The 16,022-nt window shown below is 46.0% G+C and carries 14 protein-coding genes; 8 read left to right on the top strand and 6 right to left on the bottom strand.

Annotation, left to right across the window (positions count from 1 at the left end; genetic code table 11):
* Positions 1 to 286: 286 nt before the first annotated feature.
* Together AC6EJC_RS10785 and AC6EJC_RS10780 are read left to right on the top strand one after the other, a co-directional pair.
* Complete coding sequence (locus AC6EJC_RS10785; RefSeq protein ID WP_444953964.1) at positions 287 to 577, top strand: hypothetical protein; 291 nt, start codon at positions 287 to 289, stop codon at positions 575 to 577.
* 174 nt (positions 578 to 751) lie between these two features.
* Positions 752 to 841: a putative holin-like toxin gene (locus AC6EJC_RS10780; protein ID WP_444953963.1), complete on the top strand. Its 90-nt coding sequence runs from the start codon at positions 752 to 754 to the stop codon at positions 839 to 841.
* Between the two features lie 203 nt (positions 842 to 1,044).
* Here the strand turns inward: AC6EJC_RS10780 and AC6EJC_RS10775 are convergent, their stop codons facing one another.
* The 3 genes from AC6EJC_RS10775 to recQ all read right to left on the bottom strand — a co-directional run bounded on the left by AC6EJC_RS10775 (position 1,045) and on the right by recQ (position 6,354).
* Entirely contained in the window at positions 1,045 to 2,358 is a 1,314-nt protein-coding gene (locus AC6EJC_RS10775) for an alkaline phosphatase (protein ID WP_444953962.1), read from the bottom strand.
* Positions 2,359 to 2,539: 181 nt separating this feature from the next.
* Positions 2,540 to 4,408, bottom strand: coding sequence for a B12-binding domain-containing radical SAM protein (locus AC6EJC_RS10770; protein WP_444953961.1), 1,869 nt, complete (start codon positions 4,406 to 4,408; stop codon positions 2,540 to 2,542).
* Between the two features lie 47 nt (positions 4,409 to 4,455).
* On the bottom strand, positions 4,456 to 6,354 hold the full coding sequence (gene recQ, locus AC6EJC_RS10765) for a DNA helicase RecQ (protein WP_444953960.1): 1,899 nt from the start codon (positions 6,352 to 6,354) through the stop codon (positions 4,456 to 4,458).
* Between the two features lie 219 nt (positions 6,355 to 6,573).
* Between recQ and AC6EJC_RS10760 the strand changes: the two genes are divergently transcribed.
* Positions 6,574 to 7,590 (top strand): RluA family pseudouridine synthase, encoded by a 1,017-nt coding sequence (locus tag AC6EJC_RS10760; RefSeq protein WP_444953959.1) that lies wholly within the window; start codon positions 6,574 to 6,576, stop codon positions 7,588 to 7,590.
* Between the two features lie 84 nt (positions 7,591 to 7,674).
* Here the strand turns inward: AC6EJC_RS10760 and AC6EJC_RS10755 are convergent, their stop codons facing one another.
* A complete protein-coding gene (locus tag AC6EJC_RS10755; protein WP_444953958.1) occupies positions 7,675 to 8,523 on the bottom strand; it encodes a hypothetical protein in 849 nt (282 codons plus the stop codon).
* Between the two features lie 713 nt (positions 8,524 to 9,236).
* Between AC6EJC_RS10755 and speD the strand changes: the two genes are divergently transcribed.
* Both speD and AC6EJC_RS10745 read left to right on the top strand, forming a co-directional pair.
* A complete protein-coding gene (gene speD, locus AC6EJC_RS10750) occupies positions 9,237 to 10,043 on the top strand; it encodes an adenosylmethionine decarboxylase (RefSeq protein ID WP_444953957.1) in 807 nt (268 codons plus the stop codon).
* A gap of 269 nt (positions 10,044 to 10,312) precedes the next feature.
* Entirely contained in the window at positions 10,313 to 11,731 is a 1,419-nt protein-coding gene (locus tag AC6EJC_RS10745; protein WP_444953956.1) for an NAD-dependent malic enzyme, read from the top strand.
* A gap of 84 nt (positions 11,732 to 11,815) precedes the next feature.
* On the opposite strand, the gene AC6EJC_RS10740 is transcribed toward AC6EJC_RS10745, so the two are convergent.
* Both AC6EJC_RS10740 and AC6EJC_RS10735 read right to left on the bottom strand, forming a co-directional pair.
* A complete protein-coding gene (locus AC6EJC_RS10740) occupies positions 11,816 to 12,496 on the bottom strand; it encodes a protein kinase family protein (RefSeq protein ID WP_444953955.1) in 681 nt (226 codons plus the stop codon).
* 136 nt (positions 12,497 to 12,632) lie between these two features.
* On the bottom strand, positions 12,633 to 13,364 hold the full coding sequence (locus AC6EJC_RS10735) for an HAD family hydrolase (RefSeq protein ID WP_444953954.1): 732 nt from the start codon (positions 13,362 to 13,364) through the stop codon (positions 12,633 to 12,635).
* Positions 13,365 to 13,721: 357 nt separating this feature from the next.
* Here AC6EJC_RS10735 and AC6EJC_RS10730 point away from each other — a divergent pair, with 357 nt between their 5' ends.
* The 3 genes from AC6EJC_RS10730 to AC6EJC_RS10720 all read left to right on the top strand — a co-directional run bounded on the left by AC6EJC_RS10730 (position 13,722) and on the right by AC6EJC_RS10720 (position 15,899).
* Positions 13,722 to 14,576 carry a hypothetical protein gene (locus tag AC6EJC_RS10730; RefSeq protein WP_444953953.1) on the top strand — a complete coding sequence of 285 codons (855 nt, stop codon included), beginning with the start codon at positions 13,722 to 13,724 and terminating at the stop codon, positions 14,574 to 14,576.
* A gap of 112 nt (positions 14,577 to 14,688) precedes the next feature.
* Positions 14,689 to 15,444 (top strand): threonine/serine exporter family protein, encoded by a 756-nt coding sequence (locus tag AC6EJC_RS10725; protein WP_444953952.1) that lies wholly within the window; start codon positions 14,689 to 14,691, stop codon positions 15,442 to 15,444.
* Between the two features lie 20 nt (positions 15,445 to 15,464).
* The gene (locus AC6EJC_RS10720) at positions 15,465 to 15,899 is read left to right on the top strand and encodes a threonine/serine exporter family protein (protein ID WP_444953951.1); all 435 of its coding nucleotides are present in this window, start codon (positions 15,465 to 15,467) and stop codon (positions 15,897 to 15,899) included.
* Positions 15,900 to 16,022 lie beyond the last annotated feature (123 nt).

Raw genomic sequence — 16,022 nt, 5'->3', positions numbered from 1 at the left:
TTATAGAAATAGAAGGAAACAATTGTGTAAACTCAATCATTTTATCTTTTGCTATATCCTTAAATGACCGACTGCAAAAGATATAATTTCCTTTTTTTTCACTTATCATCTTAAGTCAAATTAAGAATGTTCACAAAATATTCGATATTTATTGAAATTTCCTATTGATTTGACGTCACTATGATGTCACCTTTCGGTATACCAAATCGCTATGTAATGATACAATATTTACATGATATTTTGTCATTCCACATTAAAATATTTTCCCTCCGGAGGTTTGCAAATCATGTCTAATTCTTTAGAAATATTAATTGAACCCATAATCAGAAACCGATTAGAAACATTGTATAGTAATCTTTCTAAAACCATACCAGAATACAACCAATTTTCCACGGAATGCAACCAGTATTTTCAACAAATCCGTGAATCCGTTCCCGAGCATCTCGAACATACCCTGTTTTTATATGAAGATGCCCAAATCTCTCTGCAATCTATTCTGGAGAACCAAATATATTTACAGGGATTTAAAGATGCTATGCAATTTTTAGATGAGTTACGTAACACCTATACTGGTTAAGAACTACATAATAATTTTCAACTTTAAAAATATATCTTTTGAAAAAACAAAAAACACCTAGAAACAGGCGTTTTCATAATTGTCCTATTTAGCAATACTATCCATATGATATACTATAAACTAACAACAGAATGGCTTAGATGGGCGGTCGGCTAGTCTCCTGCAAAGGAGGTGATGCCTGTGGAGGTTAAAGATACATTAACGTTGATGATTCAATTTGCAACGTTGGTGATCTTGATTATTTCCTTCAACAAAAAGAAATAGACCGCCCTCTGGAAAAGGTTAGCGGTCTATTTCACTAATCCAACCCTACAGCCACCGCCCTTATAAGCGGCTGTTGTAAAAGAGTGAGGATGTTGGTAGCATCCTTACTCTTTTTTAGTATATACCTATTAGCTTTAGTTTATCACAGGAAAAACCATATTGCCAATATGGAAAACCTTTTAAGTGGCCGCTTTCACACCGAGCTATTTTTTTAATTGAAGCAGCTTAACCAGCTTGTCATGAATAGCAGTATTCGGATAATTCCCGCTAAACTTAGAGGAGCCGGGTCCCATCGCGGTTAGCGCCACATCAACGGATGTATGTCCTCCCGTGGTCCAGTCGATATAAAACTTCTCATCAGAGCCTTTTACAGTAAAAGGACCGTCCTCTTTGGAGATGCCTTCACCGGATTCATCCTCCGCATCTTCGCCTTCAATGGCCAAACCGCCCGTTTCATGATCTGCCGTAACTAATACTAATGTATCTGGATGCGCTTTGGCATAATCTTTGGCTACTTTAACGGCCTTGTCGAGCTGCTGCCCAGCCTTTATCGTTAATTCACCTTCATTGTCATGCGCCATCTCATCCGTTCCTTCTTCCTCTACCATCAGGAAAAAACCTTTTTGGTTTTTGGAAAGAACATCAATCGCTTTTGCCGTCATATCCGGTAGAGAAACCGTTGGATTGTAAGAGTTACCCAGCTTGTTGTGAGCTTGGAACATCTCTTCATTGGCGAACAGCCCTAGCAACTTAGAACCTTTAGCTGCTTTCATTTCCGTCTGATCCGTCACATAGCTATAACCCAACTTCTTGGCTTGTTCTACCAAATTTCCTTGAGTTCCCTTACTAGCTTCCTCAGGATCTTCTGCCGGAGCATCTAGATGTTTGCCTGCTGTTCCTGCAGGGTACCAGAAATCCTCACCACCGCCCAGAATAACATCCAACTTGCTTTTCTCCAGATACTGCTTGGCAATCTCGCTTTGAGCGGAGCGCTTTTCGACATGCGCACCAAAAGCGGCTCCCGTTGCGTCTGTCACTTGGCTTGTCGTCACGACACCTGTAGACATACCTGCTTTTTTGGCCAGCTCCATAATCGTTGTCACTGGTTTTTTATTCAAATCCATCCCGATAGCGCCGTTATACGTTTTCACACCTGTTGCAATTGCAGTCGCAGCGGCGGCAGAATCCGTAACCAGGTTATCCCCTGAACTCGTGCTAACCAGACCAGTTACAGGCATGTTGTCCATTTCAAGCAATCCCTTTTTCCCTACCGTCGCCAAGCGAACCGCGTTGCGACTTGCTTCTCCCATACCATCGCCGATAAAGAGAATGACATTTTTAGGAGCATCGACTTTTGCTGACGAGGTTTTCTGTCCTTTGGATACCTGTGCGGTAGTGGACTTGGTATTAGATGAGGCTGCAAAAGCGTTAGGGATATCAGCAGATAACAATGGCGCACTTAAAACGGTAATGGCACCTAAAGCAAGAATACTCTTTTTCATTGAACGCTTTTTCACAAGGTCACACTCCAATAAATTTGATATTCATATATGATAAATTAATCATATATTTGTTTTGTAAAGCATCGTCAAGCAATAGATTACGCGAATGTAAAATTGGAGTGATCGTTTGTTTTTATAAGACAAAAGAAGACACCGACTCTTGGTATGCCAAAGTCGATGCCTTCTGGTGTTTATATTAAATCGCGGCGATATTTTTGCCGATCGGCATGGTGTAGTAGAGCGGCTTTTGCTGTTCATTTTGCTGATAGACCACAAGCAGCAGTGTGCGGCCTTCGGCAGTCAATGGGCTACCGCCACTCAGGATATGATCCAGACTGAACGGCAGAACATCCAGCACAGCGTGCTTTTGCAGTTCCTTTTCACCCAGCTTCAAGGAAGCAAAGACTGGAATAATTTCGCGGTATGGCTGCGGCTGTTGACTGCCCACATCCGTCCCATCGGTACTCTCCTTGTTCGCATCTGCCACAAAATCGGCAACCGCAGGTGACAACAGCGCATCCGGGTGCTGGAGAACCATTTTCATATAGCTGGACCAATCGTCCTTCTCCAAGGTATGCTCCCACCAGATTTTACGCGGCTTGTATTTATGGTTTAGGAAATAATCAAGCTTCATCAGCCCAAGCACCATATCCATTCGCTTTGTTCCACGCGATTCCAGAAAGGATTGGAGACGCGTGAACAAGTCTTCGAGTTGATGTCCGATTTTTTGCCAGCCCTGTCCTTCCCAGTAGTCTCCGAATTCCTGAAAGAAATCAAAGGCGGACGAGAATTCACGCTCAATCAGATAGTTCACCGTATGATCCATACGATGGGAATTCCAATATTTTTCCAATACATCTTCCAAGCGTTTGAGCCGGACGATATCGGCAAAGGAAAGGACGTCATTGCTCAACATTTCATATGGAGCAACATCCATATACGTATAGTTATACTTATCTGCGTCGATGCGCAGCCCTGTACCACGCAGCATTTTGAGGAAGCCAAGCTGAAGCTCTTCCGGGCCGAGCGCAAAAACGTCATTAAACGTTTTACGGAATGTGTTGTAGTCCTCCAAAGGTAATCCGGCGATCAGATCCAAATGCTGGTCGATTTTACCGCTTTGTTTGACCTTCGTAACGGTACGGGAAAGCTTGGTAAAGTTCTGGCGGCGCTTAACCAGCTCATTGGTGGGATCATTCGTTGATTGGACGCCGATTTCAAAACGAAATACGCCCGGTGGCGCGTTCTCCGCCAAATAATCCAACACCTCGGGACGCATAATATCTGCCGTAATCTCAAACTGGAAGACACATCCACGGTGATTTTCAATCAAAAATTTGAACATTTCCAGTGCATAATCGCGTTTAATATTAAACGTCCGATCCACAAACTTGATTAGATTGGCTCCGTTGTCGATCAGATACAGAATATCCGACTTTGTGCGCTCGATATCGTAATAACGCACCCCAACCTCAATGCTGGACAGACAAAACTGGCAGCTGAACGGACAGCCCCGGCTCGTTTCAAAATAAACAACCCGTTTCCCGAGTTCCGGTATATCCTCTGCAAAACGATAGGGCGACGGCAGCTCGTTCAAGTCCGCTTTCGGGCGACCCGGCATCTGAATGACCTCTTCTCCCTTACGGTAAGCCAGTCCATACACAAAATGGAACTTGCGATCCCCTTCCAACTCCTGAAGCAGTTGATGGAATGTTTCCTCTCCCTCACCAACAACGATAAAATCCACATTCGCCAAGCGCTTCATCCAGTGATCTGTATCGTAGGATACCTCCGGACCACCCAGAACAATTTTGACCTCGGGCATTATCTTTTTCAACACATCAATGACTTTAATCGTCTCTTCAATGTTCCAAATATAACAGGAAAAGCCGACGACATCTGCCCCCCGTTGAAACAAATCGGATACGATGTTCATCACCGGGTCTTTAATCGTATACTCCGCCAGCTCGATATCAAAGTCCTTTTCGCTGTAGGCTTTGAGGCATCGGATTGCCAGCGAGGTATGAATATATTTTGCATTTAACGTTGATAAAATGACTTTCATAGGTCACAACCTTCTATAGTTTGCATGGACTCTTATCGTTAGTATAGCTATTCAAAATCCTCGTACACATCGTCTGAATAAATCTCATCCTCATTAACCGTTCCCCCGATATTCCCCTGATTTTGAAAAAAATCAAGAAACAACTTACCGTACTTGCGGAACTTCACTTCACCGACACCCTTGATCCGCAGCATATCTGCCTCGGATTGCGGGTTCGCTACACTCATCTCACGCAGCGTGGCATCATTGAAGATAATATAAGATGGTACATGCTCCTGAGCGGCCAGATCGCGGCGGATCAGGCGCAATTGCTCGAACACGGTTTCGTTGACCGCAGCCGGGTATGCATCACGTCCCTGTCGTCCGCGTGAACCTGCCCCACCTGCAAAAGCCGTGGCATGTCGCACCACACGCTGCATGACTTCTCGCTGGCCTTTCAGCACTTCAGCTGCAAGCTGTTGCAAGCGTACGACCGGATATTGCCCCTCGGACAGCATCAGGTAGCCTTCCGAAACGAGAACATTGATAATTTCGGCAATTTCTTTTTCCGTCCGGTTGCCCATCACACCATAGGTCGGCAGGCTGTCAAAACCATACTGTAGCACTTTTTTGTTACGCGAGCCTTTCAACACCGAGGCTACCATCGAGACCCCATAACGTTCCCGCATGCGATGAATGCACGAAAAAATCTTTTGCGCATCTATGGTCATATCAACCAGTTCCCGTTCATCTGTACATGAACTGCATATGCCGCAAGCTGCATGCTCCTCCGCTTCTCCGAAATACTCAAGCTGTGCCGTACGCAGGCAGCGAGTGGTGTAGCAATAGTCAACCATCTGCTGGAGCTTGCGGTAGTCGTTGCGCTTGCGGTCTTCATCCTGTGGGTTTTGCTCAATCAGGAACTTCTGCGTCACAATATCTTGCGGTCCGAACAGTAAAATACATTGACTCGGGTCGCCATCACGTCCGGCGCGTCCCGCCTCTTGTACGTAAGCCTCCATATTTTTAGGCATGTTGTAGTGAATGACGTAGCGTACGTTCGATTTATCAATCCCCATACCGAAGGCATTGGTTGCTACAATGACACGGATATCGTCGTATAGAAACCCTTCCTGGCTATCTGCGCGTTCCTGATCTGTCATCCCGGCATGATAGCGTCCGGCTGCCATGCCTGCGTCACGCAGCCGTTGGTACAAATCGTCCACATCCTTACGTGTCGCCGCATAAATAATGCCTGATTCACCCTCGTGCTCACGGGTATAATTCAGCAAAAAACTGCGCTTGTCTTCCCCACGCAGCACACTGAACTCCAAATTTGGCCGTCCAAGGCCCGTAACGAACGTCTCCGGTGAGCGCAAACGAAGCAGGCGCACGATGTCATCCATGACCTGCGGTGTCGCCGTTGCCGTAAACGCCGCTACAATTGGGCGTTCATACAGCCCGTCCACGAATGGAGCCACGGCCAGGTAGCTGGTGCGGAAATCATGGCCCCACTGGGATACACAGTGAGCCTCATCTACCGCAACGCATGAAATCGGCAACTGAGCCATTTCATCACGAAACCAATCCAGTTCCAGTCGTTCCGGTGCAACATACAGTAACTTCAAATCGCCATTCCGTGCAGCGCGTATGCGGTCATTCACTTCTCGACCACTCAACGTACTATTGATGTAGGCAGCAGCAATCCCCATCGTGGTCAGCGCATCCACCTGGTCTTTCATCAGCGAGATCAGTGGTGACACAACAATGGTCAGCCCCTCATGCAACAACGCGGGAATCTGGTAGCATATCGATTTTCCGCCACCTGTCGGCATGATGCCCAACGTATCGTTGCCTTCCAGCATACTGGCCACAATTTTCTTTTGTCCCTCCCGGAAATCGGGATAGCCATAAAATTTTTGCAGCAAGTCCTGCGCCCGTTCCAATGTTGGTGCTTGTACACTCATAGTTTCAAAACTCCTCATATTTCTAGCGTCCTCGACGCATATCGGCTTTTCTTTCGTTACCCTTAGTTTACCGGGGTTCAGGGTAATGTTCAACCGCTGGAAGTCAATCAGCTTTAGTCTCTTATGGCATTCGCTGTTTTCTCATGATATAGTGAACACGGTGCCGCAAATTTGTCTATAATTATGAAGAGACACGGTTCCAAGAAGGAGAAAGAATCCATGAATAATCGGAAACCTCAACGGAAAAATCATACAAAATCAAAATCAACGTCAAACACAAGCCATTCCAAACGCAGCCACAAACCCGCCGGAAAATCCGGCTCCCATAAACCGGAAGCTCAACGGAGAACCCATGCTGATAAAGCCCCTGCCAAAACATACATCGTCCAGGAGCCTGCCGAGCTGTTGAACTTTTTAGTAGAGCATGTGACTGGCATGGGTCGGAATTCCATTAAATCAGCATTGGCTCGTGGGCAGGTGTCCGTCAACGGCATTCCTCGTACCGTGCACAATTTTCCGCTGGAGCAAGGTCAGACTGTCGTACTCTCCAAGGAAAAAATCACTCCCGTGGTGCCGCTGACTGGGCTGCGTATTTTGCATGAGGACGAAGCCATTATCGTTATCCATAAAGATGCCGGGTTGCTTTCCGTCGCTTCTGCGCAGGAGCAGGAAGTAACAGCATATCGCCAGCTTACAGCCCATGTGCGACGAGAGCATCCGTACAATCGTATTTTTGTACTGCATCGTTTGGATCGTGATACATCGGGAGTGATGATGTTTGCAAAAAGCGAAGCCATACAGCAGGAAATGCAACAAGCGTGGAAGGAAGTTGTGTATGAACGAACATACATTGCTCTTGTAGAAGGACAGGTTAAAAAAGCTGTGGGCACGATCACCTCATGGCTGAAAGAAAGCAAGACGCTGAAAATGTATTCCAGTCCTTATCCGAATGACGGACAGCACGCAGTCACTCACTACAAGCTGCTTCAAGCCAATCGGCATTTTTCCTTGCTGGAAGTACGTTTGGAGACCGGGCGCAAAAATCAAATTCGCGTGCATATGGAGGATATTGGTCATCCGATTGTTGGAGATAAAAAATACGGTTCCAAATCCAAGTCGATTGGCCGCCTTGGTCTGCATGCGCGGGTATTGTCGTTTATACATCCCGTCACTGGAGTATTGCTGCGTTTTGAATCCGACATTCCTAAAACCTTTTTGAATCCGTTTCGGGAGTAGAATTGGGCAAAGCATACAGAGATTAGATGGAAAAATATAAGAGGAAATGAGGGGCTGTAGAAGACAGCACCCTTTTTTTATTGATTAAGCGGTATACTTCCGTATACCATCAGCCATTTTCATCAACTCATCCCATATATATATGGGCGTATTACACGCTGGACAATCTACCCAACCGATTAAATAGGGTAATTGGGCAAGAAGCTTATTCTCTTCAATTTTTTGAGCATATTCGTGTAACCACTGTATATTAGCCCCTCTATGGTCCAATGAACGGGGGCGGATCGGATGTGGGACCAGGTTGTCTGAATTTACAGGATCTTTATCATAGACAACCAGGGTGTCACTTTGTTCATCAGGCCAAATATAGAGCGGGGTACCGCAATGCGGACAATCCAGCGTATATTCGTCACCTGTATCGAAGCTTTGTAGCATATAAGCTACGCAATGATAACCCTGAAAGGCGGCACCCGCAGCCAGAACATAGCGTTTGCCGACATTTCCTTCGTGTTCCTTCGCATGGAGCACCATTTCTTCAGTCAATTCTGCAAGTCGGACAATAGCACACCGATATTGCGCATAAATATATTCAGCCAGACTAGAATCCACTTCCACCTGATCCCTTGTAAATTCCAATGGAACTTTGGTATGTAAAGGATTGTTATTCTTCGCTTCGAATATTCCACAAATGTTATATATATCCGCACGAATCCCTATATCAGAACTCTTTAACGCAATGTCTACAAGGTAAGGTACAGCCGCAAATGTACAAGTATACAACGTATTTTGGTGATACAGTTCCTCCCAATACAAGGTGTCAGCCATTTCGCCGTCATATCCGGCTTGGAGCTGCTTCAACATTTCCGGGACGTATTGAGAAGAACCGTAGGGGCCTTGGAGCAGAGTCCAGGCCGGATCGGACAAAGCCAGCATCTTGATACTCCTTCCACCGTTTTTCTTACAATAGCATGGGATAGGTTTGTAAAATTCATTTTGCCTATCAAAATTCATTTAACTTCATAATTCTTAGCTTCTTATGTGTATTTCATTATACGCATATTATTAGCTGAAGTTGCCTTTCTCGTTTTACGCAACGTACAAAGTCACTATTTTCTCGGGTATATAATCATATTCGGTTAAACTTTCGGCATTGTGAAGGTGACACACATTAAATTAATGAATCACTAACCCAGATCTTCTGTTTTACTACGAGTCCTCTTTCGATTCTGTTCCAAAACAGAAATAACAAATCCTCAAGCAAATGATTTTTCCTTACTTTCCCGGACAAAAGATTTTAGACTCGCAGGCCTTCCTCGTATGCATAGTCCACATTATAAGTCCTGTTACTTAAAAAATGCTGAATAAGAAATAAAGTATATGTACATTTAATTTCAAAATATGTAAAATTAGAGTATTTCAAAAAAACTCATCCTCAATCGTTCCGAAGAAGTGTAAGCTAACTTAAGAGACTGAGAATCAAGCTGCAATCCGCTCCCCTGCCTGTTTTTAATTATGCCAAACGGGTAAGACATACTTGTTCAAGCCTTTAATCTAACAGCTACAGAACTGATTTTATGAATCGGTATATGAAGAAGCGTGTTGGGAATATTATGTATGAATACTGCGACTATAAGGGGAAATAGCCTATGACCATAACACCGGAACAGCGGATTACCCTGCACGGATTTAACAACTTAACCAAATCATTGAGCTTCAACATGTACGATATTTGTTACACCAAAACCAAAGAAGAACGCGAGGCGTATATTGAATATATTGATGAACAATACAACTCGGATCGACTGACAGCTATTTTAAAAAATGTATCTGACATTATCGGCGCCCACGTGCTCAATGTAGCCCAGCAGGATTATGTTCCTCAAGGAGCCAGCGTGACAGTGCTTATATCAGAAGGGCCCATTGTGGAGGTACCGACTGAATCTTATGCCGAGTCACCAGGCCCTCTACCTGAATCTGTTGTGATACAGCTGGATAAAAGCCATATTACGGTCCACACCTACCCGGAATATCATCCAGACGAGGGGATCAGCACGTTTCGAGCAGATATTGATGTCTCTACCTGTGGGGAAATCTCCCCGCTCAAGGCACTCCACTATTTGGCTCATTCTTTCGACACCGACATTATGACGATTGATTACCGGGTACGTGGCTTCACACGTGATACGAATGGACACAAGCTTTTCATCGACCATGACATCGCCTCCATTCAAAACTATATTCCCGACGAAGTGCGCAGTCAGTATGACATGATAGACGTGAATGTGTATCAGGAAAATATTTTCCATACCAAATGTAAGCTAAAACAATTCGATCTGGACAATTATCTGTTCGGCTACACCAAGGAAAGTCTGAGCGAAAAAGAGCAACAGAATATATCAACACGTCTCAAAATTGAAATGGACGAAATTTACTACGGTAAAAATATGACGTAACAAGATAAACTACATGAAGATCAAATCGATCATTTCATTTAAAAAGAGGACGATCGCTTGACTGGAATTTAGCCGGCTTTCGTCCTTTTTTTGATACAAAATAATAGATATTACTCAGCTAGATCTGTACAAGCGAGAGATTGTTCACTATGATAGGGGAAGAATCCACTAATTTAAAATATCAGCATAGATTCTAGATTCGCTCCTGATTGTAAGCGCAATCAATTGATCCCACGTATTTTGTTATGGAAGACAAAGGAGGAATTTGTATGCGAGGCGGTATTGGCGGTAAAAATATCATTTTACGACTGGAAATTTCCACCGAACACATCCAATTTGGTCAATTGATTACGCTGGTAAACGAACATGGCGGAGATGTGATTGCCATTGACGTCATTAGCACCTCTGAGAAGGTCACTGTGAGGGATATTACAGTTACCATTGCCGATCCAGCAGAAATCGACCGAATGATTGCCCGGATTAAAAAAGCGCAAGGTGTAAAGGTATTGTCCATCTCTGATCGCACCTTCCTGTTACACCTCGGGGGCAAAATTGAAATGCAGCCCAAGGTCCCGATTCAAAACCGCGACGACTTGTCCCGGGTATATACCCCCGATGTGGCACGCGTATGCATGGCGATTCACGAGGAACCGGACAAAGCTTTCCGTTTGACGATCAAGCGCAACACGGTCGCTGTCGTCTCTGACGGAAGCGCTGTCCTCGGCCTAGGTAACATCGGTCCCTATGCAGCCATGCCGGTTATGGAAGGCAAAGCCATGCTGTTCAAGCAGCTCGGGTCCGTCGATGCCTTCCCAATCTGTCTGGATACGCAGGACACCGAAGAAATCATTAAGGCCATTAAGCAAATGGCCCCAGCTTTTGGCGGTATTAATCTGGAGGATATTTCGTCGCCACGATGCTTCGAGATTGAACAGCGGTTACGTAAAGAGCTGGACATACCTGTTTTTCATGACGATCAGCACGGCACAGCTGTCGTTTTATACGCAGGGCTGATCAATGCGCTCAAGGTTGTCGGCAAAGCCCTGTCTGACGTCAAAATTGTCGTCTGTGGTATCGGGGCTGCGGGTGTGGCCTGTACCAAAATTTTGCTATCTGCAGGGGCAGTCAACATCATTGGCGTAGACCGTCACGGAGCTCTTACAGCTGATGAAACATACGAGCATCCGATGTGGAACTGGTATGCGCAGCATACCAACCCCGAACGACTGTCCGGCACGCTGTCCGAGGTTCTGAAGGACGCTGACGTATTTATCGGTCTGTCGGCAGGTGGACTACTGCAACGAGAAGACGTGAAACGTATGAACGAAGCCCCGGTGCTGTTCACCATGGCCAACCCGGTTCCCGAAATTGCGCCAGAGGACGTCGAGGACATTGCAGGTGTCATCGCCACCGGACGTTCGGACTATCCTAACCAGATTAACAATGTGCTTTGTTTCCCTGGCATATTCCGGGCGGCGCTCGATTGCCGTGCCCGAGAAATTAACGAGGAGATGAAGCTGGCAGCCGCAGAGGCCATCGCAGGCACGATCCGTCCTGAAGAATTGAACAAGCTGTATATTATCCCTGGTGTATTTAACGAGAGCGCCGTTCAACGGGTGCGTGAAAAGGTTATTCGAGCCGCGATTGCGAGCGGTACGGCCAGAAGAGTGCCCCGGGATTTCAGATAAAAGAAAAGGATTGCTCCCCTAAATGCGGGTGCAATCCTTTTGTTATGGTAAGAGCAGGCTGCATATCCGTTATGTTCACAGCGGTTATGACCGCCATTTAGAGAACAATTGACTGACACGCTGGGCAAACTCCTCCAGATTGAAGCTGGAGTTGTCCAGCTTGTAGTACCATTTTTTGATCGTATCCAAAATCCATGAGGGAACCTTAACCTCCGAGATACCGGAATAAAACGTATGATACGCCCACACCAAATGCTCCCAGCGCTTGTCATCGCCTTCCTTCACGTATTCAGATACGTCCAATACCTTGGCGCGTCCGTCTTGCATGAGTACATTCTTGAGGTGAATATCACGGGGATTCAGCCCCTTGGATCGAACAAATTCCCTCGCCTTTTCCACGTCCAGAATGACCTGCTCCGGCACCGGAATCCCTTGCAGCAGACAATCCAGCAGCGTAATACCGGATTCATAACTAATAACGATATACTTGTCGCCTTTTCCATAATAATGAGGAAAAAATTCAGACCCCCGCAAACGCTCATATACGTCGGCTTCCGCATCTTTCTTCTCGATCGCCATGTCTGAGTACACCTTGAATGCGTAGCCTGGCAACGTATCGAGCGTAAATACGGCCGCATCTGTCCCGATGCCAATACAGCGGACGTCTTGGGTGGCTGTTTTAATGGTTACCGGATCATTATCCTCCGTACTGTATACGGTCACTTGACTTATGATGTCGTCTGCCTGTCTCCATTGTTCTACCATCGCGATCCCTCCTTCTCTGTTCTAAACCATTTCAAATGAAGTTAGATCTATAACGGATAAGTAGTATTACGGGCCATCTTTTAGAATGGCTTCAGTATAGGTTGGATTCTTTTAGAAAATACGGTATGTACCGTGTCTAACGCGCGTCCGGCAGGAGCAACCTTCTTAACTCTGCATAGCTTGCCGCTGTTTCATAGACCCCCAGCACGTCAGACTCCGGGGCAGCGTTCCTGTGATTGAACCAGATCACCTGCCAATTCGCAGCTATAGCTCCCGCCACGTCATTACGCCAGGAATCCCCAATGTAGCAGCAATGCTCTGCTAACGTTCCTGTCCGCTCGTTCACTACTTCGAAAATGCGTGGATCAGGCTTGGCAAAGCCAACGGTCCCAGATACAAAGATATGCTCTGCCGCAACATGATTTTCCAGTGCCATGGCCTTGATTTTGCTCATCTGGTGTTCTTCAAGACCGTTCGTAATCAATCCAACCAAATAGCCAGCCGAGCTCAATTCATCCATTAACGAGATTGCTCCCTCAAAAGACTCAATTCGGTACTGACGATCCAAGTATTCTTGTTGAACATGTACTGCCTGCTCACGGGTGATATCTACCCCGAATTCTTGTAAAGCCAGGACGAAACGACCTTCCCTCATATCATCCAGTTCATCCGGCCCCGCCTTCCCCTCCAAAAGTCCTCCTCTAGCCGATAGTATATCGCTGTAATAGCGAATACGATGGTAGGCTTCCTCATAAGGAAAACTCTCACTCAATCCTAATACTGTACGCAACGCATCGCGTGTAGGGTGCAAATGATCGTACATCGTATCATCTACATCAAAAAAAACAGCCTTCTTTTGCAAGTTCATATGCCCACTTCTTTCTGTTAAATCTTTGGAGACGCTCCTCTTACCTTGTCCTGATATTATACCCGTTGGCCTGTTACGTTGCACCCTGCCCTTCATACCCTGTATCCCGCATTCACACTTCACAGAGGCTAACATACACTGAAAAGACCGCATTTTCGCAAACTTACTTTACTTCTCTAATGAGCTAATATAGGTATCTTGTCCTGTTTTGCCCGAAAGCGTTTTATTTGACAACACACGGGTAAAAGGTCACATTTTTGAAAATATTCGTCATACAGGTTTACATTTCGTGTAAAATCACGTACCTTTTAGGGATGAACGCTTTACGGATGTATTTGGATAAGGGAGGCATACACGATGGATTCCGGTTCTAACCTAGCCTATGGATCAGCTACACCTTTAATTGAGGCACTTATAGAATTTGAAAAGGAGCTTGAAGCGAACCGGCATTCTCTGAGTTTTGATTTGGGATTGATTATGGAGCAGGGCCGCGCGCCACGATATATGGCTACACCGCCAGATGTTATTCCCTTTGCCCACGCAGGGGTGGACGGAATACATTATGGCTTTTTAACGGATTTTGGTCTTGAAAAGGACCTTTCACAGGCCCCTATTGTATGCGTTTCTCCCGTCGATTGGACGGGCGTATGGGTGGTTGCTCGTCATTTGCAGGATTTTTTAAGCGTTGTTTATACAGAGAACAGTTCATTAAAACGATACTACGCCAGTGGGGATGACTATTCTGGACATGCAGGGCAGCGACCACCTCAGGCTGTAGATGAACGCACCGCGTTTGTACGCGAATGCTTTCGGGAACGCTTTGGTATCTTGCCGATTCAGAATATGGCTGCCTACATCGACAGCTTGCGAACAGAGCGGAAGCAAAATGAAGCTGCTCCTACGCTGAACGGCTTGGGCATTCAGATATCTTCTTCTGCGAAGCATAGCTCTTCTATTGAGAGTGCCTTCTTGACCGTAACGGAGCCCTTCCTTTGGGAACAACAAGGCGAAGCTGTACGTGAGTTGTTCCGCAGCGGTTCGCGTGAAGCTAGACTGGCCTTTATTCGGGATGCCCAGACACGGCATCTGTTCACCCACTCTGCCCTTCGTGCTTTTGTAGCAGGACAGCTTAAGCTGATGGGTCTGTCTGAGGCGGCCACATACCTGGAAGAGTCCTACTATACCGTTATTCCCGATATGATGGAATCTTGACGAATTCCTTGGATTCCCCCAACATAACCGCCTCTAAAAAGGCGGCTTTTTGTGCTACAATAAATGAAAACAACAGGGTCGAACGGCCCGGTACGAATGAAAGAGAGCGAGCATGAATAATCATTCCTATCCTACTCCTGAAATTATTGAGGTTTGTCTGTTGGCCGGCAAACTGATGATGCAAAATGGAGCCGAAACCTATCGTGTTGAAGATACGATGTCCCGCATTGCTTCTGCCTATGGCATATCCCAGTCCCATAGCTATGTAACACCAACTGGGATTTTTTTTGCCATTAATGACTCGGAAACTGCCAGGCTAATCCGCATCGTAGAGCGGACCACCGATTTGCACAAGGTGACAGAGGTCAATTCCATTTCACGTAAAATCAGCACAGGTGTTTTGTCTCCCCGCGCTGCCGTAAAGGAACTTTCGGAGATTGAACGTGGTCCCCTCCGCTATTCCAACCGTGTACAGCTGATGGCTGCTGCGTTGGCCAGCGGTTGCTTTATGATCATGTTTGGTGGAGTCTGGCGAGACTTCCCCGCAGCTGTATTATGCGGAGGTATCGGATTTGCAGCCGTACAATATTTTCACAGGCTCGTTAAGGTTAAGTTTTTCTCAGAGTTTTCTGCATCTTTTCTAATCGGCTTGCTGGCGGCTCTGTTAACGATAGTAGGATGGGGACAGATGATGGATAAAATTATCATCGGTTCCGTCATGCCACTGGTGCCAGGCTTGTTAATTACAAATGCCATTCGTGATTTAATGTCCGGGCACCTTGTTTCGGGGCTTTCCAAGGGTGCTGATGCTTGCCTGACGTCTTTTGGCATTGGAGCTGGCGTTGCGGTTATCATTTCTTATATGTGATTCGGAGGAGATTCAAGCTTATGCTTGCACAATTATTCACAAGCTTTATTGCCACTGCTGCTTTCGGCATACTTTTCCACGCGCCCCGGCGCTCGCTGCTGCAATGCGGTTTTGTCGGTATGCTGGGCTGGCTCGTCTATTATTCAACTACGGACAGCATGGGACCTGTGAGCGCCAGCCTTTTGGCAACGATCCTTATCGGCATCATCAGTCAAGGCTTTGCAAGGCTGTACAAAATGCCTGTGATTATTTTCAGCGTGGCAGGCATGATTCCGCTCGTTCCAGGGGGAATGGCCTATAATGCCATGCGCCAGTTCGTACAACAACATTATCCTCAGGCACTGGAACTGGCTATGAGCACACTGATGATCGCAGGAGCTATTGCTGTCGGTTTGGTGCTGTCTGAGGTGCTTAATCAAATTTTTCACAACATACGTTTTAGACCTCAGCGTTAAAAGCGATGAAAATAGCAAAATAAAAGAGGCTGCTCCCAAAATCACATACGTTTGCAGTGTATGAGACGATTTTGGAAACAGCCTTTTTCTGTCCACTTTACAAAGGATATTTATATGTCATAA

Source organism: Paenibacillus sp. TY11 (assembly GCF_059772165.1).
Note: the sequence above shows the minus strand (reverse complement) of the source record. Positions and strands in the feature narration are given on the sequence as shown.